Raw genomic sequence first — 14,628 nt, forward strand, 5'->3', positions numbered from 1 at the left:
TAAATCGTGCACGATTGTTTAGTACACGATGTAAATCGAGTCAACCGCCGACTTTTCCGCCAGCCAGCCCCCGGAAACGAAAAAAGGCGGCCGAAGCCACCTTTTCAAACTTGCTCGCCGAAAAACTTATTCGGCGGTGGCTGCTTCGGCTGCCTTTGCGGCTTCAGCTGCCTCGGCGGCGGCCTTCTTCTCGGCGGCGTCCTGAGCGGCCTTCTCGACGGCCAGAGCCTCGGCGGCTGCCACCTTCTCGGCCTCGATGCGGGCCTTCTCGGCGTTCAGAGCATCGCGCTCCTCGTCGTTCAGCTTGCGGGCGCGCACGCCGGTGTTTTCCGAAATACGGGCCGATTTGCCGCGACGATCGCGCAGGTAGTAGAGCTTGGCGCGACGCACCTTGCCGCGGCGAACGATTTCAACGCCTTCAACCATCGGCGAGTAGACCGGGAACACGCGCTCGACGCCTTCACCGTAGGAAATCTTGCGAACCGTGAAGTTCTCCTGGAAGCCGGCGCCTGCGCGGGCGATGACGACGCCCTCATAGGCCTGGACGCGGGTGCGGGTGCCTTCGGTCACGCGGACCTGGACGCGCACGGTGTCGCCGGGCTGGAATTCGGGAAGCTTGCGCTTGGCTTCGATCTTGGCGGCCTGTTCGGCCTCGAGCTGACGGAGAATATCCATCTCAAAAGTCCACTTCTTGTTCTTCCGACAGTCAGAGCGTCCGACACTCGCCTTGCAGTTCCATTGACCGCTCGGCTATGCCCTTTGTCTCCAAGACATTTGTCTTTGAAACATCAGGCAGGGGCGACTACACCGTCATTGTTGACGGGTCCGGCAGATTCTTTCTGGCCGGTACGGGCGGGCACATACAGCTATTTCGCCGCTTTGTCACGCCTTGGCAGCGCATTTTCTGCTCGCATGGCACCATCGTAATCCTGCCGTGCCGGGTTGCGCCGGTCGTTCAGGCTTTCTAAGCCTGAAATAACACAGTTTTGAGCGGCCGCAATTCATGTCTGTCTTCGATGCCATCCTGCTCTTTCTGGCGGGCTTTCTGTCAGGCGCCGCCAATGCGGTCGCCGGTGGCGGCACCTTCATCACCTTCGGCGCCATGACGTTGGTCGGCCTGCCGCCGATCGTCGCCAACGCCACCTCCTCGGTGACGCAATTTCCAGGCTACATCACCTCGACCCTCGCCTACTCGGCCGATATCAGGCATTTCTGGCGCGGCGCACTGCTGCTGTGCCTGATCTCGGCCGTGGGCGCACTGGCCGGCGCGTTAATCCTTTTGGCGCTCGACAATCCCTCGTTTCGCGCTCTGGTGCCGTGGCTGCTCTTGGCCGCGACAGCCCTGTTCGCCGCCGGCCCCTGGCTGAAACCAGTGCCGAAGCTCGGCCATGAAGCGGCGGTGGGCTCGCTCGCCGGCTTCCTGGCGCAGTTTCTCACCGCCATCTATGGCGGCTTCTTCGGCGCCGGCATGGGCGTGATGATGCTGGCGACGCTCGGCCTCACCCAAGCCGGCGACTATCACCGGCTGAATGCGTTGAAGAACATGCTGGCCATGGTCATCGCCGCGGTCGCGATCGTCGTCTTCGTCTCGGGCCGCGTCGTCGCCTGGCCGCAGGCGATCATCATGATCCCGGGCGGCGCGCTCGGCGGCTATGCCGGCGTCTGGATCGCCAAGCGCGTGCCGCAAAACGCGGTGCGCGGCTTCGTCGTCGCCGTCGGCCTGTTTCTGGCTTTCTATTACTTTTGGAAAGGCTGAGCGGCGGCGCCCAACAAATCCGGACGCCGCTCTTTCGTCAACGCCTCTGACTCCGCTCGCCGCCAGGCGGCGATCTTCTTGTGATTGCCCGAGACCAGCACCTCGGGAATCTCGCGGCCCTCGAATTCCTGCGGCCGCGTGTAGTGCGGATGTTCGAGCAGGCCGTTTTCGAAACTCTCCTCCTCGCCCGACACCGCGTTGCCCATCACGCCGGGCAACAGCCGCACCACCGCATCGAGCAGAACGAGCGCTGCCGGCTCACCACCGGAGAGGATGAAGTCACCGATGGAGATCTCCTCCAATCCCCGCGCGTCGATCACCCGCTGGTCGACGCCTTCGAAGCGGCCGCACAGGATGACGGCACCCGGCCCAGCGGCCAGCTCGCGCACACGCGCCTGGGTCAGCGGCTTGCCGCGCGGGCTCATCAGCAGCCGAGGCCGCAGGTCGCCTTCCGGCGAAGTGTGGTCGATGGCTTTCGCCAGCACGTCGGCGCGCATCACCATGCCGGCGCCGCCGCCGGCTGGCGTGTCGTCGACGGTGCGATGACGGTCGGTGGCGAAGTCACGGATCTGGATCGCCTCCAGCGACCACGTGCCGGCCTCGAGCGCCCGGCCGGCCAACGACAGGCCGACCGCGCCGGGAAACATCTCGGGGTAAAGCGTCAGCACCGAAGCGGAAAAACTCACCGGTTGCCCCCGGCATCGCTCGGTCCGCGCGGCCTGCCCTTCGGATCGAAGTCTTCCTCTCGCGGGCCGTCGCCATCCTCGTCCTCGACAAGTCCGGCCGCCGCCGGGTCGACACGGACGAAGCCTTCGGCGATCGACACTTGTGGCACGGCAGCCTGTGTGAACGGGATCAGCACGCCCTTGCGCCCGCCCAGCGTCACGTCGAGAATGTCGCCGCCGCCGAAATTGTGCACCGCGACCACCTTGCCAAGCACGGCACCCGTGTCGTCGCGGACTTCGAGGCCGACGAGGTCGGCATGGTAGAACTCGTCTTCCTCGCCGTCGTCCGGCAGCATCGAACGGTCGACGAACAGCTCCGTGCCGGCCAGCGCCTCGGCCGCGTTGCGGTCGGCAACGCCCTTGAAGCGGACCACGACAACGGTGTTGGCGGGCCTGATGTCGATGATCTGGAAGGCGCGGCCGTCACGGGCGTAGAGCGGGCCGTAGTCGGCCAGCGCCAGCGGTTCACCGGTGAAGGTCTTCACCCGCAATTCGCCCTTGATGCCATGGGCGGCGCCGATCACGGCCATCTGGACAGGGTTCTGGGGCTTGCTCATGGCGCTTTTACCTTCGTCATCCACGGGCGGAGCAGGCGCGAAGCGACTGCGCAGATTTCAGCCAATCACCAAGGTTTGTGACTTGCCGCCAATCGACGATCTCCTAGCCCCAGCCGGCCATCTTTTCAATGACGGACTCTTCACCGCTTTCTAACCTGCCTGCGAGAAAATGGCGGCGAACCGGATCAGACGCCATGCAGGAATTCCTCATCCCGGCTAAACCCGATCTCCAGGCGGCGCGTGAAAGCTGGCTGAAGATGCTGGCGCGAGAACGTCGGCTGTCGCCTAAGACGGTGGAAGCCTATGAGCGCGACACGCGCCAGTTCCTGCATTTCCTCACCGGCCATTGCGGCGGCTCGCCCGGCATTTCGGACATCGCCGATCTGCGCCCGGCCGACCTGCGCGGCTTCCTCGCTGCGCGGCGCAATGCCGGCGCCGGTGCCCGCACGCTCGGCCGAGGTCTCGCCGGCATCCGCTCGCTGCTGCGTTTCCTCGAGCGGCGCGGCCTTGCCAATGCGGCGGGTGCGGCAGCCCTGCGCGCACCGCGCCAGCCCAAATCGCTGCCCAAGCCGCTGACGGCGAGCGACGCCAAGCATATCGTTTCCATCGAAGGCCAATTGGCGGAAGAACCCTGGATCGCGGCCCGCAACGCCGCTGTGCTGACACTGCTCTACGGCTCCGGCCTGCGCATTTCCGAGGCGCTCGGTCTGGCGGGCGCCGATCTGGCGTCGGCGGACGACACGGTGCTGCGCGTCACCGGCAAGGGCGGCAAGACGCGCCTGGTGCCGGTGCTGCCGGTGGCGCTCAGGGCGATCGCCGAATATCGCCGGCTCTGCCCCTACCATCTCGACCCCAAGGGCCTGCTGTTTCGCGGCGCCCGTGGCGGCCCGCTCAACCCGGCCATCGTCCAGCGCGACATGGCCAAACTGCGCTCGGCGCTCAACCTGCCCGATACCGCGACGCCGCATGCGCTGCGCCATTCCTTCGCCACGCATCTGCTCGGCCGCGGCGGCGATTTGCGCACCATCCAGGAACTGCTCGGCCACGCCAGCCTGTCGACGACGCAAATCTACACCGGCGTCGACACCGCTAGGCTGCTCGAGATTTACGAATCAGCCCATCCACGGGCATGAACCCTTCAATTTCGCAGTACCAATTAACCGTTTTGCCGCTTTTCGGTTCTAGACTGACCATGATCCCGAAAAGTGGGACCCGGTTTTCGGAAAAGATCATGGTCAAACATGAAGACAAAACCATGAAACGCGTCATCGCCATCGCCGACCGTGCAGCTTCCGTGTCGCTGAAGCTGCTCGTCGCGCTCAATGTTTTGTTCTTCCTGTCGTTCCTCGCCGTGCTGCTGTTCGCGGCCGGCAAGGCGCATGCCGGAATCCCGACCTGCACCGGCGCCGACATGCTGTCGGCCTTGCAGAAGAACGATCCGGCGACCTACCGCAAGATCGAAGCGGAAGCCGCAGCGACACCGAACGGCAAGGGCCTGTTGTGGAAGCTGGAGAAGCCCGGCGAGAAGCCGTCCTTCCTGTTCGGCACCATGCATATGACCGACCCGCGCGTCACCACGCTGCCTCCCGACGCGCAGAAAGCCTATGACGCCGCCGGCACCATCGTCATCGAAACCACCGACGTGCTCGACAAGCAGAAGATGATGGTCGCGATGCTCCAGGAGCCGGACCTGATGATGTTCACTGATTCGACGACGCTGGCGTCGCTGCTGTCGCCCGACGATGCGGCGGCCATGAACGCCGCGCTCGACGCACGCGGCATTCCTCCGGCAACGGTTGCCAAGATGAAGCCGTGGATGCTCTCGGCCATGATGGCACTGCCGGCCTGCGAGCTGGCCCGCCAGTCAGGCGGCGCCCCGGTGCTCGATGTCAGGCTGGCGCAAGGTGCGAAGGCTTCCGGCAAGCCGGTGGAAGGATTGGAGACGGCTGAAAGCCAGCTGCGGGCCATGGCCTCGCTGCCGCTGGCGTTTCACATGAAGGGTCTCGTCGACACGCTGAAGCTCGGCGATAAGATCAACGACATCAACGAAACCATGATCGTGCTCTACCAGCGCGGCGACACCGGCATGTTCTGGCCGCTGTTTCGCGTGGCCATGCCGGATGGCACGGACGACCCCGCGGGCTATGCGGTGTTCGAGGAAACCATGATCACCAGCCGCAACAAGGTGATGGTCGAGCATGCCGAACCGATCCTTGCCAGGGGCAACGTCTTCATGGCGGTCGGCGCCCTCCACCTTCCCGGTCCCGAAGGCCTCGTCGAGGATTTCCGCAAGGCCGGTTACACCGTCACGCCTGTAGGCCTGTGACCTTATCTGATCTGGGCCAGCATCGCCGGAACGACGATCCGGTGGAACGGCATGATGATCGCGAGATAGGCGCGCCCGAGCCAATTGTGCGTCTTGACGATCGTCGTCGCGGCCACCTCTTGCCGGCCCACGCCAAGATCCCTGACTTCGACCAGGACACGGAAATCGAGATGCCGGTCGTCGAGGCCAAGCACGACCTTGCCGGGAGACTGGCTGATAAGCGGAAAGATCCCGATCTTGCCGCCCGGCAACACGGCAGGTTCCAGGCCCGTCTTCAGCCGGAATGGCCTGACGGCAAGATTGCGCAGCGCTATGAGCCTTCCAACCCAGCGCGGCGTTTGCCCCAAAGCCCGTTCGGCGGCGCCGAGAGCGGTCAATGAAAGACCTTCGGTGACCAGCACATAGCGGTCGGCGAACTGGGCGCCGGCAAGAGCGTCGTGGGGGTTCGGGACAATCAGCGCTGTGGAATTCATCGCGGCAAAATCCTCTGAATCGACCATAGCAGGCACGGACTTGGCGCGCTGCGTGGCGAAACGACGCCATTCCGGCTCCGGAACGGCGGATTGTCCTTGTTTTTGGCGTTTTCCAACCCTAGCGTGAAACCAGTTCAATGATTGCGCGTTGTATGGTGTTGATTGATATTTTTCATCCACGGAGGACACTTTTATGGCGAACGCACCGAATCCAAACGACCCGTTCAATCCCAACACCACCAACACCACCATCAAGCAGAGTGGTGGCGGCGGTAGTGGCTGGCTGATTGCGCTGGTCGTCGTTATTCTGGCGGTTGTCGCGTATTATGTTTTTGGAAGAAGCGGTGAGCACCCGGCACCCGCCGAGCCGCCGGCGGCCAGCACACCGGCCCCCGCGCCCGCACCGGCAGAACCGATGAAGCCAGCCGAACCGGCGCCTGCACCTGCACCTGCACCTGCTCCGGCCCCTGCAGAACCGGCCCCGGCCCCAGCGCCCGCACCGGCTCCAGCGCCGGCTCCTGCCGCACCGGCCAACTGATCGGTTCGATATCAAATACGAACGGCCCGCTGAAAGCGGGCCGTTTTGGTTAGTGGTGTCACCGTGCCTTCGTCATCCTCGGGCTTAACCCTAGGATGACGAAGCATTGGCCTTTTAGATGTGGATGGGCTTGAAGAACGTGGCCAGCGCCGCCTCCTTGATCGCCTCCGACATCGTCGGATGCGCATGGCAGGTGCGGGCGAGATCCTCCGACGAGCCGCCGAACTCCATCAGCACCGCCGCCTCGTGGATCATCTCGCCTGCGCCGAAGCCGACAATATGCACGCCGAGCACGCGGTCGCTTTGCTTGTCGGCGAGGATCTTCACAAAACCGACGGTGTGCAGCATGGCGCGCGCCCGGCCATTGGCGCTGAACGGGAACTTTCCGACCTTGTAGTCGATGCCGGCCTTCTTCAACTCTTCCTCGGTCTTGCCGACCGAGGCGATTTCCGGGCTGGTGTAGACGACGCTCGGAATGACGTCATAGTTCACGTGGCCGGCCTGGCCGGCAATGGTTTCCGCCACCGCCACGCCCTCGTCCTCGGCCTTGTGTGCCAGCATCGGCCCGGCGATGACATCGCCGATGGCATAGATGCCCGGGACATTGGTCTTGAGATGGCCATCGGTCTTGACCCGGCCGCGCTCGTCGACCTCGACGCCGGCTTCCTTCAGCCCGAGACTGTCGGCATAGGCCCGGCGCCCGGTGGCGATCAGCACGGCATCGGCCTCGATCGTCTCGGCGGCGCCGCCCTTGACCGGCTCGAAGGTGACCGCGGCACCCTTCTTGGCCTTGGCGACGCCGGTGACCTTGGCGCCGAGCTTGAACTCGAAGCCCTGCTTTGAAAGCAAGCGCTGGAACTGCTTGGAGACCTCGCCGTCCATGCCGCCCAGGATGGTGTCGAGGAATTCGACCACGGTGACTTTGGCGCCGAGCCGCGCCCACACCGAGCCGAGCTCGAGGCCGATGACACCGCCGCCGACCACCACCAGATGGCCGGGCACCTTGTCCAGCGACAAAGCGCCGGTCGACGACACGATCACCTTCTCGTCGATGTCGACCTTGACGCCGGGAATGCCGGCGACATCAGAGCCGGTGGCGATGACGATGTTCTTTGTCTCGATCTCCTCGACTCTACCGTCCTCGCCGGTCACCGAGACCTTGCCGGCCGCGACCACCTTGCCGGTGCCGCGAAAGCTGTCGATCTTGTTCTTCTTGAACAGGAAGGCGACGCCGTTGACGTTCGACGACACCGTCGCATCCTTGTGCGCCATCATCTTCGTCAGGTTCAATTTCGGCGCTGGTATCTCGATACCGAGCGCGTCGAAGGAATGGCCGGCTTCGGCGAACATCTCGGAGGCATGGAGCAGCGCCTTCGACGGAATACAGCCGATGTTGAGGCAGGTGCCGCCGAAGGTCGCGTTCTTCTCGACCACCGCAACGCTGAGCCCGAGCTGCGCCGCCTTGATGGCGCAGACATAGCCGCCCGGTCCCGATCCGATGATAACGACGTCATAAGCCATGTTTGTTTCCCTTTGCTTGGCGCTCAGCGGCCGCCGCTTACATTCAGGATCGCGCCCGTCGTATAGGACGCGGCGTCGGATAGAAGATAGAGAACCGCGCCCGCGACTTCATCAGCCGTGCCGGCTCTTTTCATCGGCAGCAGGTCGCGGAACCGCTCTATCCTGTCCGGCTGCCCGCCGGAGGCATGGATCTCGGTATCGATGAGGCCGGGCCGCACCGCATTGACGCGAATGCCTTCCAGTGCGACCTCACGGGCGAGCCCGACGGTGAACGTGTCGATGGCACCCTTGGAGGCGGCATAGTCGACAAATTCGCCCGGCGAGCCCAATGTCGCTGCCGCCGACGAGATGTTGACGATCGATCCGCCCGCCCCCCCATGACGGGTCGACATGCGCTTCACCGCTTCGCGGGCACACAGGAACGAGCCGACGACATTGATGCGCATCATGCGCTCCAGCCGCGCGACGTCCATCTCGTCGACACGCGCCTTGACGTCGACGATGCCGGCATTGTTGACGAAGGCGTCGAGCCGGCCATAGGCGCGGTCGACGGCCTCGAACATGGCCACGATATCGGCCTCGCTGCCGACATCGCCCTTGACGGCTAAGGCCTCGCCGCCGCCGGCCTTGATCTCGGCGACCACTGCGTCAGCGGCAGCCTGGTTCGAGGCATAGTTGACCGCCACGCGGTAGCCGGCTTTCGATCCTAGCCGGCAGACCGCGGCGCCAATGCCGCGGCTGCCGCCGGTGACCAGCAGCACCTTTTTCGCCTCGCTCATTCCTGGCATCCCTTCAAGACAAACACATCCCACGGCACTTTCGAAAACCCGCTGCCGCCATAGGCCGAGGATTGGCGCAACGCCGGCCCGAGGTCCGGCAGGATCAGCGTCTTCGGCGCTTCGACCCCTTCGGCCGGCAGCAGTCCGATGTTGCCCTTGTCATCCGACGTGTAGATGACGCCATGCCAGGGCGTGCAGGCAGCAAGCTCCTCGCCGGTGACGTCGCCTTCGGGGCATTTGTACATCAGCGCGCCGTTCGGCCGCGACACGCCTTCGTTCCACATAACGATACCGTTGAGCACCACATTGTTGTCGAGGATCATGCGGAAGCTGTTGGTGACGGTCGCCGAGGTGCCGGTCGGCGTGAAATCGATTTCGCTGCCGCTCTGGGCGTCGCCATAGACGGCGAGCTCGATCGGACAGGCTGCATGGGCGCCGGCGGTGGCCAGCACCATGCCGGCCGCGATCGATGCGATCGAAAGCACCTTGGAAAGGCTAAGGGAACGGGTCGTCATTCTGCCGCGCAGATCCTTCCTCCGGCACGCATTCCAACAGCCGGATCAGCACCAGACCTCAGAGATCGAGTACCAGCCGTTCCGGATCCTCCAGGCTTTCCTTGACGCGGACCAGGAAGGTCACCGCTTCCTTACCGTCGACGATGCGGTGATCGTAGCTGAGTGCCAGGTACATCATCGGCCGGATCACGATCTGGCCGCCGACCACGACAGGCCGCTCCTGGATCTTGTGCATGCCCAGAATGCCCGACTGCGGCGCGTTGAGGATAGGCGTCGACATCAGCGACCCGTAAACGCCACCGTTGGAAATCGTAAACGTCCCGCCTTGCATGTCGGCGACCGACAGCTTGCCGTCGCGGGCGGCGATGCCCAGCCGGCCGATGTCCTTCTCGATCTCGGCGATCGACATCTGGTCGGCATTGCGCACGACCGGGACGACGAGGCCCTTTTCGGTGCCGACGGCGACGCCGATATGGGCATAGTTCTTGAAGATGATGTCGGTGCCGTCGATCTCGGCATTGACCGAAGGGATTTCCTTCAGCGCGTGGGTGACGGCCTTGGTGAAGAAGCCCATGAAGCCGAGCTTCACGCCGTGCTTCTTCTCGAACACGTCTTTGTATTTGGTGCGCAGCGCCATCACCGCAGACATGTCGACCTCGTTGAAGGTGGTCAGCATGGCGGCGGTCGACTGCGCTTCCTTGAGGCGGCGCGCGATGGTCTGGCGCAGCTTGGTCATGCGCACGCGCTCCTCGCGCGAGGCGTCGTCGCCGGAGGATGGCGCGCGCACGGCAACCGGTGCAGGTGCCGCCTTGGGCGTCTCTGCCGGCTGTGACGGCGCGCCTTTGGAGATGGCGTCGAGCACGTCGCTTTTCAGCACCTGGCCACGCTTTCCCGAACCGGAGATCTGGTCGACCGAGAGATTGCTTTCGGCGATCAGCTTGGCCGCGGCCGGTGCCGGCGGCATGGTGCGCGGTTCGACCGGGCCGGCGTCGCCGGCAATCTTGGCGGTCTCGGCCGCGGCCTGCTTGCCGGTCGATGCGGCATCCGGCGACGAGGCCTGCGACACCGCCTGCGGCTTGGTAGCCGGAGCGGCGGCCGCGCCACCTGCCGAAATCGAACCGAGCAGCGCGCCGACACCGACCGTCTCACCTTCCTTGACGGTGATCTCACCCAGCGTGCCGGCGGCGGCGGCAGGCACCTCCACCGTCACCTTGTCGGTCTCGAGCTCGACCAGCGGTTCATCGGCGGCGATTGTATCGCCAACCTTCTTGAACCATTTGCCGACGGTCGCTTCAGTGACGGATTCGCCGAGAGTGGGAACGCGGATTTCGGTAGCCATTGTGCCTGTCCGTTTTCTTTCGGTTCTGTTGTTCGCCCAGATATTCTCTATTCACCAAGCGCGTCTTCGAGCAAGGCGGCGAGCTGGGCGAGATGCTTCGACATCAGTCCGGTCGCCGGCGAGGCGGCGGCCGGACGGCCGGTGTAGCGCACCCGCTGATGCTTGGCGTCGATATGCGCCAGCACCCATTCCAGATACGGGTCGATGAACGACCAGGCGCCCATGTTCTTGGGCTCCTCCTGGCACCACACCATCTCGGCATTTCGGAACCGCGACAGTTCGGTGATCAGCGCCTTTGCCGGGAACGGATAAAGCTGCTCGACGCGCAGCAGATAGATGTCGTTGATGCCGCGCTTCTCGCGCTCCTCATAGAGGTCGTAATAGACCTTGCCCGAACACAGCACGACGCGGCGGATCTTTGAATCCTTGACCAGCTTGATCGCCTGGCCGGAAAGCAGCTGCGCATCGTCCCACAAAAGCCGGTGGAACGAGCTTTCGCCCGAAATTTCCGGCAGCGTCGACACTGCCCGCTTATGGCGCAGCAGCGACTTCGGCGTCATCAGGATCAGCGGCTTGCGGAAGTCGCGCTTCAGCTGCCGGCGCAATATGTGGAAGTAGTTGGCCGGCGTCGTGCAGTTGGCCACTTGCATGTTGTCTTCGGCGCAAAGCTGCAGGAAGCGTTCGAGCCGGGCCGAAGAGTGTTCCGGACCCTGGCCTTCATAGCCATGCGGCAACAGGCAGACGAGGCCCGACATTCTGAGCCACTTGCGCTCTCCGCTGGAGATGAACTGGTCGAACACCACCTGGGCACCGTTGGCGAAGTCGCCGAACTGCGCTTCCCACAAGGTCAGCGCCTTCGGCTCGGCCAGGCTGTAGCCATATTCGAAGCCCAGCACCGCCTCTTCCGACAGCATCGAGTTGATGACTTCGTAGCCGGCTTGAGCCGCCGACAGATTGTTGAGCGGGATGTAGCGGGTCTCGTCGCGCTGGTCGTAGAGCACGGAATGGCGCTGCGAGAAGGTGCCGCGTTCGGAATCCTGCCCCGACAGGCGGATTGGATTGCCGTCGAGCAGGATGGCGCCGAAGGCCAGCGCCTCGGCCGTCGACCAGTCGATGCCTTCGCCCGACTCGATCGCCTGACGTCGGTTTTCGAGGAAGCGGATGATCGTCTTGTGCGCCTCGAAATCCTTCGGCACCTCGGTCAGCTTCTTGCCGATTTCCTTCAGCGTCTTCACCGGCACGGCGGTCTTGCCGCGCCGCTGTTCGTCCTGGTTGTCGGCGGTGCGCAGGCCCGACCAGGCGCCGTCCAGCCAATCGGCCTTGTTGGGCTTGTAGTGCTGGCCGACTTCCCATTCCGATTCCAGATGCGCCCGCCAGTCGGCCTTGAGCTGGTCGAGCTCGGCCTGGCTAATATGGCCCTCGGCGATCAGCCGGTCGCCATAGATCTGGACCGTCGTCTTGTGGGTGCGGATGTTACGATACATGATCGGCTGGGTGAAGGCCGGCTCGTCGCCCTCATTGTGGCCGAAGCGGCGATAGCAGAACATATCGACCACAACAGGCTTGAAGAACTTCATGCGGAATTCGATCGCCACCTTGGTGGCGTGCACCACGGCTTCCGGGTCGTCGCCATTGACGTGGAAGATCGGCGCCTCGATCATCTTGGCCACGTCTGATGGATAGGGCGACGAGCGCGAGAAGCGCGGGTTGGTGGTGAAACCGATCTGGTTGTTGATGATGAAGTGCAGCGTGCCGGCGACGCGGTGGCCGCGCAGGCCGGACAGGCCGAGGATCTCGGCGATCACGCCCTGACCGGCGAAGGCGGCATCGCCATGCAGCAAGAGCGGCAGCACCTTGGCGCGCTCTTCCAGCGGCACGATCTCCTCGCGGCTGCGGCCGAACAGGTAATCCTGCTTGGCGCGCGCCTTGCCCATCACCACCGGATCGACGATTTCCAGATGCGAGGGATTGGCAGTCAGGGACAGATGCACCTTGTTGCCGTCGAACTCGCGGTCCGACGAGGCGCCGAGATGGTACTTGACGTCGCCCGAGCCCTCGACCTCGTCGGGTGCGGCCGAGCCGCCCTTGAACTCGTGGAAGATGGCGCGGTGCGGCTTGGCCATCACCTGGGAGAGCACGTTCAGCCGGCCGCGATGCGCCATGCCGAGCACGATCTCCTTCATGCCGAGCTGGCCGCCGCGCTTGACGATCTGCTCCAGCGCCGGGATCAGCGCTTCACTGCCATCGAGGCCGAAGCGCTTGGTGCCCTTGTACTTGACGTCGATGAACTGCTCGAAGCCTTCGGCCTCGACCAGCTTCTGCAGGATCGCCTTCTTGCCGGTGGCGGTGAAGGTGATCTCCTTGTCGGCGCCCTCGATGCGGGCCTGGATCCAGGCCTTTTCCTCGGGGTCCGAAATATGCATGAACTCGACGCCGAGCGTCGAGCAATAGGTTCGGGTCAGGATTTCCAGCATCTGCCGGATGGTGCCGAATTCAAGCCCGAGCACATTGTCGAGGAAGATCGGCCGGTCATAGTCGGCTTCGGTGAAGCCATAGTTCTCCGGCGACAGCTCGTTGTAATCCTCGAGCGGCTTGGCGATGCCGAGCGGATCGAGATTGGCGTGCAGATGGCCGCGCATGCGGTAGGCGCGGATCATCATGATGGCGCGCACCGAATCGCGCGTCGCCTGGTGCACGTCGGCATCGGACAGGACGACGCCGTTGGTGACCGCCTTGTCCTTGACCTTCTTTTCGATCGTCTTCTCGACGATGCCCCAATTGCCGTCGAGCGCCGACACCAGTTCGCCATTCGCCTGCAGCGGCCAGGAGGGCTTGGCCCATGAGGCGCCCTTGGCGTTCCTGCGCACATCGCCGGAATCGTCCTTCAGCCCGGCGAAGAACTCCTGCCATTCGGGATTGACCGAAGCTGGATCGTCCTCATAGGCGGCGTAGAGCGCGTCGATGTAATCGGCGTTGCCGCCATAGAGGAATGAGGTGAGCGAAAATTGGTCGTTGGCCTGATCTTGTCTTGCCATTTTTGTCCGCGGAGCCTGGCTCCGTCTCCTGTTTTTGGAGGGGAGTAGGGCAGTAGGGGAGTAAGGCAGTAGGGAAAGCAGGCGGTTGCCGCCGCTCGTCCCGTTCTTCCTATTCCCCTACTGCCATACTGCCCTACTCCCTTACTGCCTTAACCCTTGATCGCCTCGACCAGCGTCGTGCCTAGCCGCGCCGGCGAGGGCGATACTTTTATCCCAGCCGATTCCATCGCCGCGATCTTGTCTTCCGCCCCGCCCTTGCCGCCGGAGATGACCGCGCCCGCATGGCCCATGGTGCGGCCGGCCGGCGCCGTGCGCCCGGCGATGAAACCGGCCATCGGCTTGCTTCGGCCACGCTTGGCTTCGTCCTTGAGGAACTGCGCGGCGTCTTCCTCGGCGGAACCGCCGATCTCGCCGATCATGATGATCGACTTGGTCTCGTCATCGGCGAGGAACATTTCGAGCACGTCGATGAATTCGGTGCCCTTGACGGGGTCGCCGCCAATGCCAACGGCGGTGGTCTGGCCGAGGCCGACATTGGTGGTCTGGAACACTGCCTCATAGGTAAGCGTTCCCGACCGCGAAACAACGCCGACCGAGCCCTTGCGGAAGATGTTTCCGGGCATGATGCCGATCTTGCATTCGTTGGGCGTCAGCACGCCCGGGCAGTTCGGCCCGATCAGCCGCGACGTCGAGCGGTCGAGCCGCGCCTTGACCTTGATCATGTCCATCACCGGGATACCTTCGGTGATGCAGATGATCAGCGGGATCTCGGCCTCAATCGCTTCCAGGATGGCCTCGGCGGCACCCGCCGGCGGCACATAGACGACCGAGGCGTTGGCGCCGGTCTTTTCCTTGCCCTCGGCGACGGTGGCGAAGATCGGCAGGCTCTCGCCCTTCGCGCCGGTCCACGTCTCGCCACCCTTCTTCGGGTGGATGCCGCCGACCATTTTCGTGCCGTGATAAGCCAGCGCCTGTTCGGTGTGGAACGTGCCGGTCTTGCCGGTCAGGCCCTGCACCAGCACCTTGGTGTTCTTGTCGACGAGAATGGACATTTTTTGCGACCT

General features: G+C 64.0%; 14 protein-coding genes. 4 read left to right on the top strand and 10 right to left on the bottom strand.

Translation table 11 applies throughout. From position 1 onward, the window contains the following. Positions 1 to 126: 126 nt before the first annotated feature. Positions 127 to 675 carry a 50S ribosomal protein L19 gene (gene rplS / locus NKH95_RS12550; RefSeq protein ID WP_023811269.1) on the bottom strand — a complete coding sequence of 183 codons (549 nt, stop codon included), beginning with the start codon at positions 673 to 675 and terminating at the stop codon, positions 127 to 129. A gap of 328 nt (positions 676 to 1,003) precedes the next feature. Here rplS and NKH95_RS12555 point away from each other — a divergent pair, with 328 nt between their 5' ends. Next, the gene (locus NKH95_RS12555) at positions 1,004 to 1,756 is read left to right on the top strand and encodes a sulfite exporter TauE/SafE family protein (protein WP_352891675.1); all 753 of its coding nucleotides are present in this window, start codon (positions 1,004 to 1,006) and stop codon (positions 1,754 to 1,756) included. Here the strand turns inward: NKH95_RS12555 and trmD are convergent. Both trmD and rimM read right to left on the bottom strand, forming a co-directional pair. After that, complete coding sequence (gene trmD, locus NKH95_RS12560) at positions 1,738 to 2,442, bottom strand: tRNA (guanosine(37)-N1)-methyltransferase TrmD (protein ID WP_352612855.1); 705 nt, start codon at positions 2,440 to 2,442, stop codon at positions 1,738 to 1,740. The two genes, NKH95_RS12555 and trmD, sit on opposite strands and share 19 nt — an antisense overlap. Next, entirely contained in the window at positions 2,439 to 3,038 is a 600-nt protein-coding gene (gene rimM, locus NKH95_RS12565) for a ribosome maturation factor RimM (RefSeq protein WP_023811273.1), read from the bottom strand. The genes trmD and rimM overlap by 4 nt, the downstream gene beginning before the upstream one ends. A 194-nt stretch (positions 3,039 to 3,232) precedes the next feature. Between rimM and NKH95_RS12570 the strand changes: the two genes are divergently transcribed. Next, on the top strand, positions 3,233 to 4,171 hold the full coding sequence (locus NKH95_RS12570; RefSeq protein ID WP_352677512.1) for a tyrosine recombinase XerC: 939 nt from the start codon (positions 3,233 to 3,235) through the stop codon (positions 4,169 to 4,171). Positions 4,172 to 4,293: 122 nt separating this feature from the next. Further along, a complete protein-coding gene (locus NKH95_RS12575) occupies positions 4,294 to 5,364 on the top strand; it encodes a TraB/GumN family protein (protein ID WP_352772753.1) in 1,071 nt (356 codons plus the stop codon). A 2-nt stretch (positions 5,365 to 5,366) separates the two neighbouring features. On the opposite strand, the gene NKH95_RS12580 is transcribed toward NKH95_RS12575, so the two are convergent. Next, complete coding sequence (locus NKH95_RS12580; protein WP_352612853.1) at positions 5,367 to 5,837, bottom strand: DUF2867 domain-containing protein; 471 nt, start codon at positions 5,835 to 5,837, stop codon at positions 5,367 to 5,369. Positions 5,838 to 6,030: 193 nt separating this feature from the next. Between NKH95_RS12580 and NKH95_RS12585 the strand changes: the two genes are divergently transcribed. Beyond that, entirely contained in the window at positions 6,031 to 6,375 is a 345-nt protein-coding gene (locus NKH95_RS12585) for a hypothetical protein (RefSeq protein WP_352793135.1), read from the top strand. A 114-nt stretch (positions 6,376 to 6,489) separates the two neighbouring features. Here NKH95_RS12585 and lpdA read toward each other — a convergent pair whose 3' ends face one another. The 6 genes from lpdA to sucD form a co-directional block, all read right to left on the bottom strand. Then, positions 6,490 to 7,896 carry a dihydrolipoyl dehydrogenase gene (gene lpdA / locus NKH95_RS12590; protein ID WP_352612851.1) on the bottom strand — a complete coding sequence of 469 codons (1,407 nt, stop codon included), beginning with the start codon at positions 7,894 to 7,896 and terminating at the stop codon, positions 6,490 to 6,492. Between the two features lie 23 nt (positions 7,897 to 7,919). Further along, entirely contained in the window at positions 7,920 to 8,675 is a 756-nt protein-coding gene (locus tag NKH95_RS12595; protein WP_127296321.1) for an SDR family oxidoreductase, read from the bottom strand. Then, positions 8,672 to 9,190, bottom strand: a complete 519-nt coding sequence (locus NKH95_RS12600; RefSeq protein ID WP_023811279.1) for a hypothetical protein — start codon at positions 9,188 to 9,190, stop codon at positions 8,672 to 8,674. The genes NKH95_RS12595 and NKH95_RS12600 overlap by 4 nt, the downstream gene beginning before the upstream one ends. A 58-nt stretch (positions 9,191 to 9,248) precedes the next feature. Continuing rightward, positions 9,249 to 10,529, bottom strand: coding sequence for a 2-oxoglutarate dehydrogenase complex dihydrolipoyllysine-residue succinyltransferase (odhB, locus tag NKH95_RS12605; protein WP_352891677.1), 1,281 nt, complete (start codon positions 10,527 to 10,529; stop codon positions 9,249 to 9,251). A gap of 47 nt (positions 10,530 to 10,576) precedes the next feature. Next, positions 10,577 to 13,564 carry a 2-oxoglutarate dehydrogenase E1 component gene (locus NKH95_RS12610; RefSeq protein ID WP_128304263.1) on the bottom strand — a complete coding sequence of 996 codons (2,988 nt, stop codon included), beginning with the start codon at positions 13,562 to 13,564 and terminating at the stop codon, positions 10,577 to 10,579. Between the two features lie 149 nt (positions 13,565 to 13,713). Further along, positions 13,714 to 14,616, bottom strand: a complete 903-nt coding sequence (gene sucD / locus NKH95_RS12615) for a succinate--CoA ligase subunit alpha (protein ID WP_023811282.1) — start codon at positions 14,614 to 14,616, stop codon at positions 13,714 to 13,716. Between the last annotated feature and the right edge of the window lie 12 nt (positions 14,617 to 14,628).

The organism is Mesorhizobium sp. M0848 (assembly GCF_040319805.1).
In the GTDB taxonomy this organism is placed as follows: domain Bacteria; phylum Pseudomonadota; class Alphaproteobacteria; order Rhizobiales; family Rhizobiaceae; genus Mesorhizobium.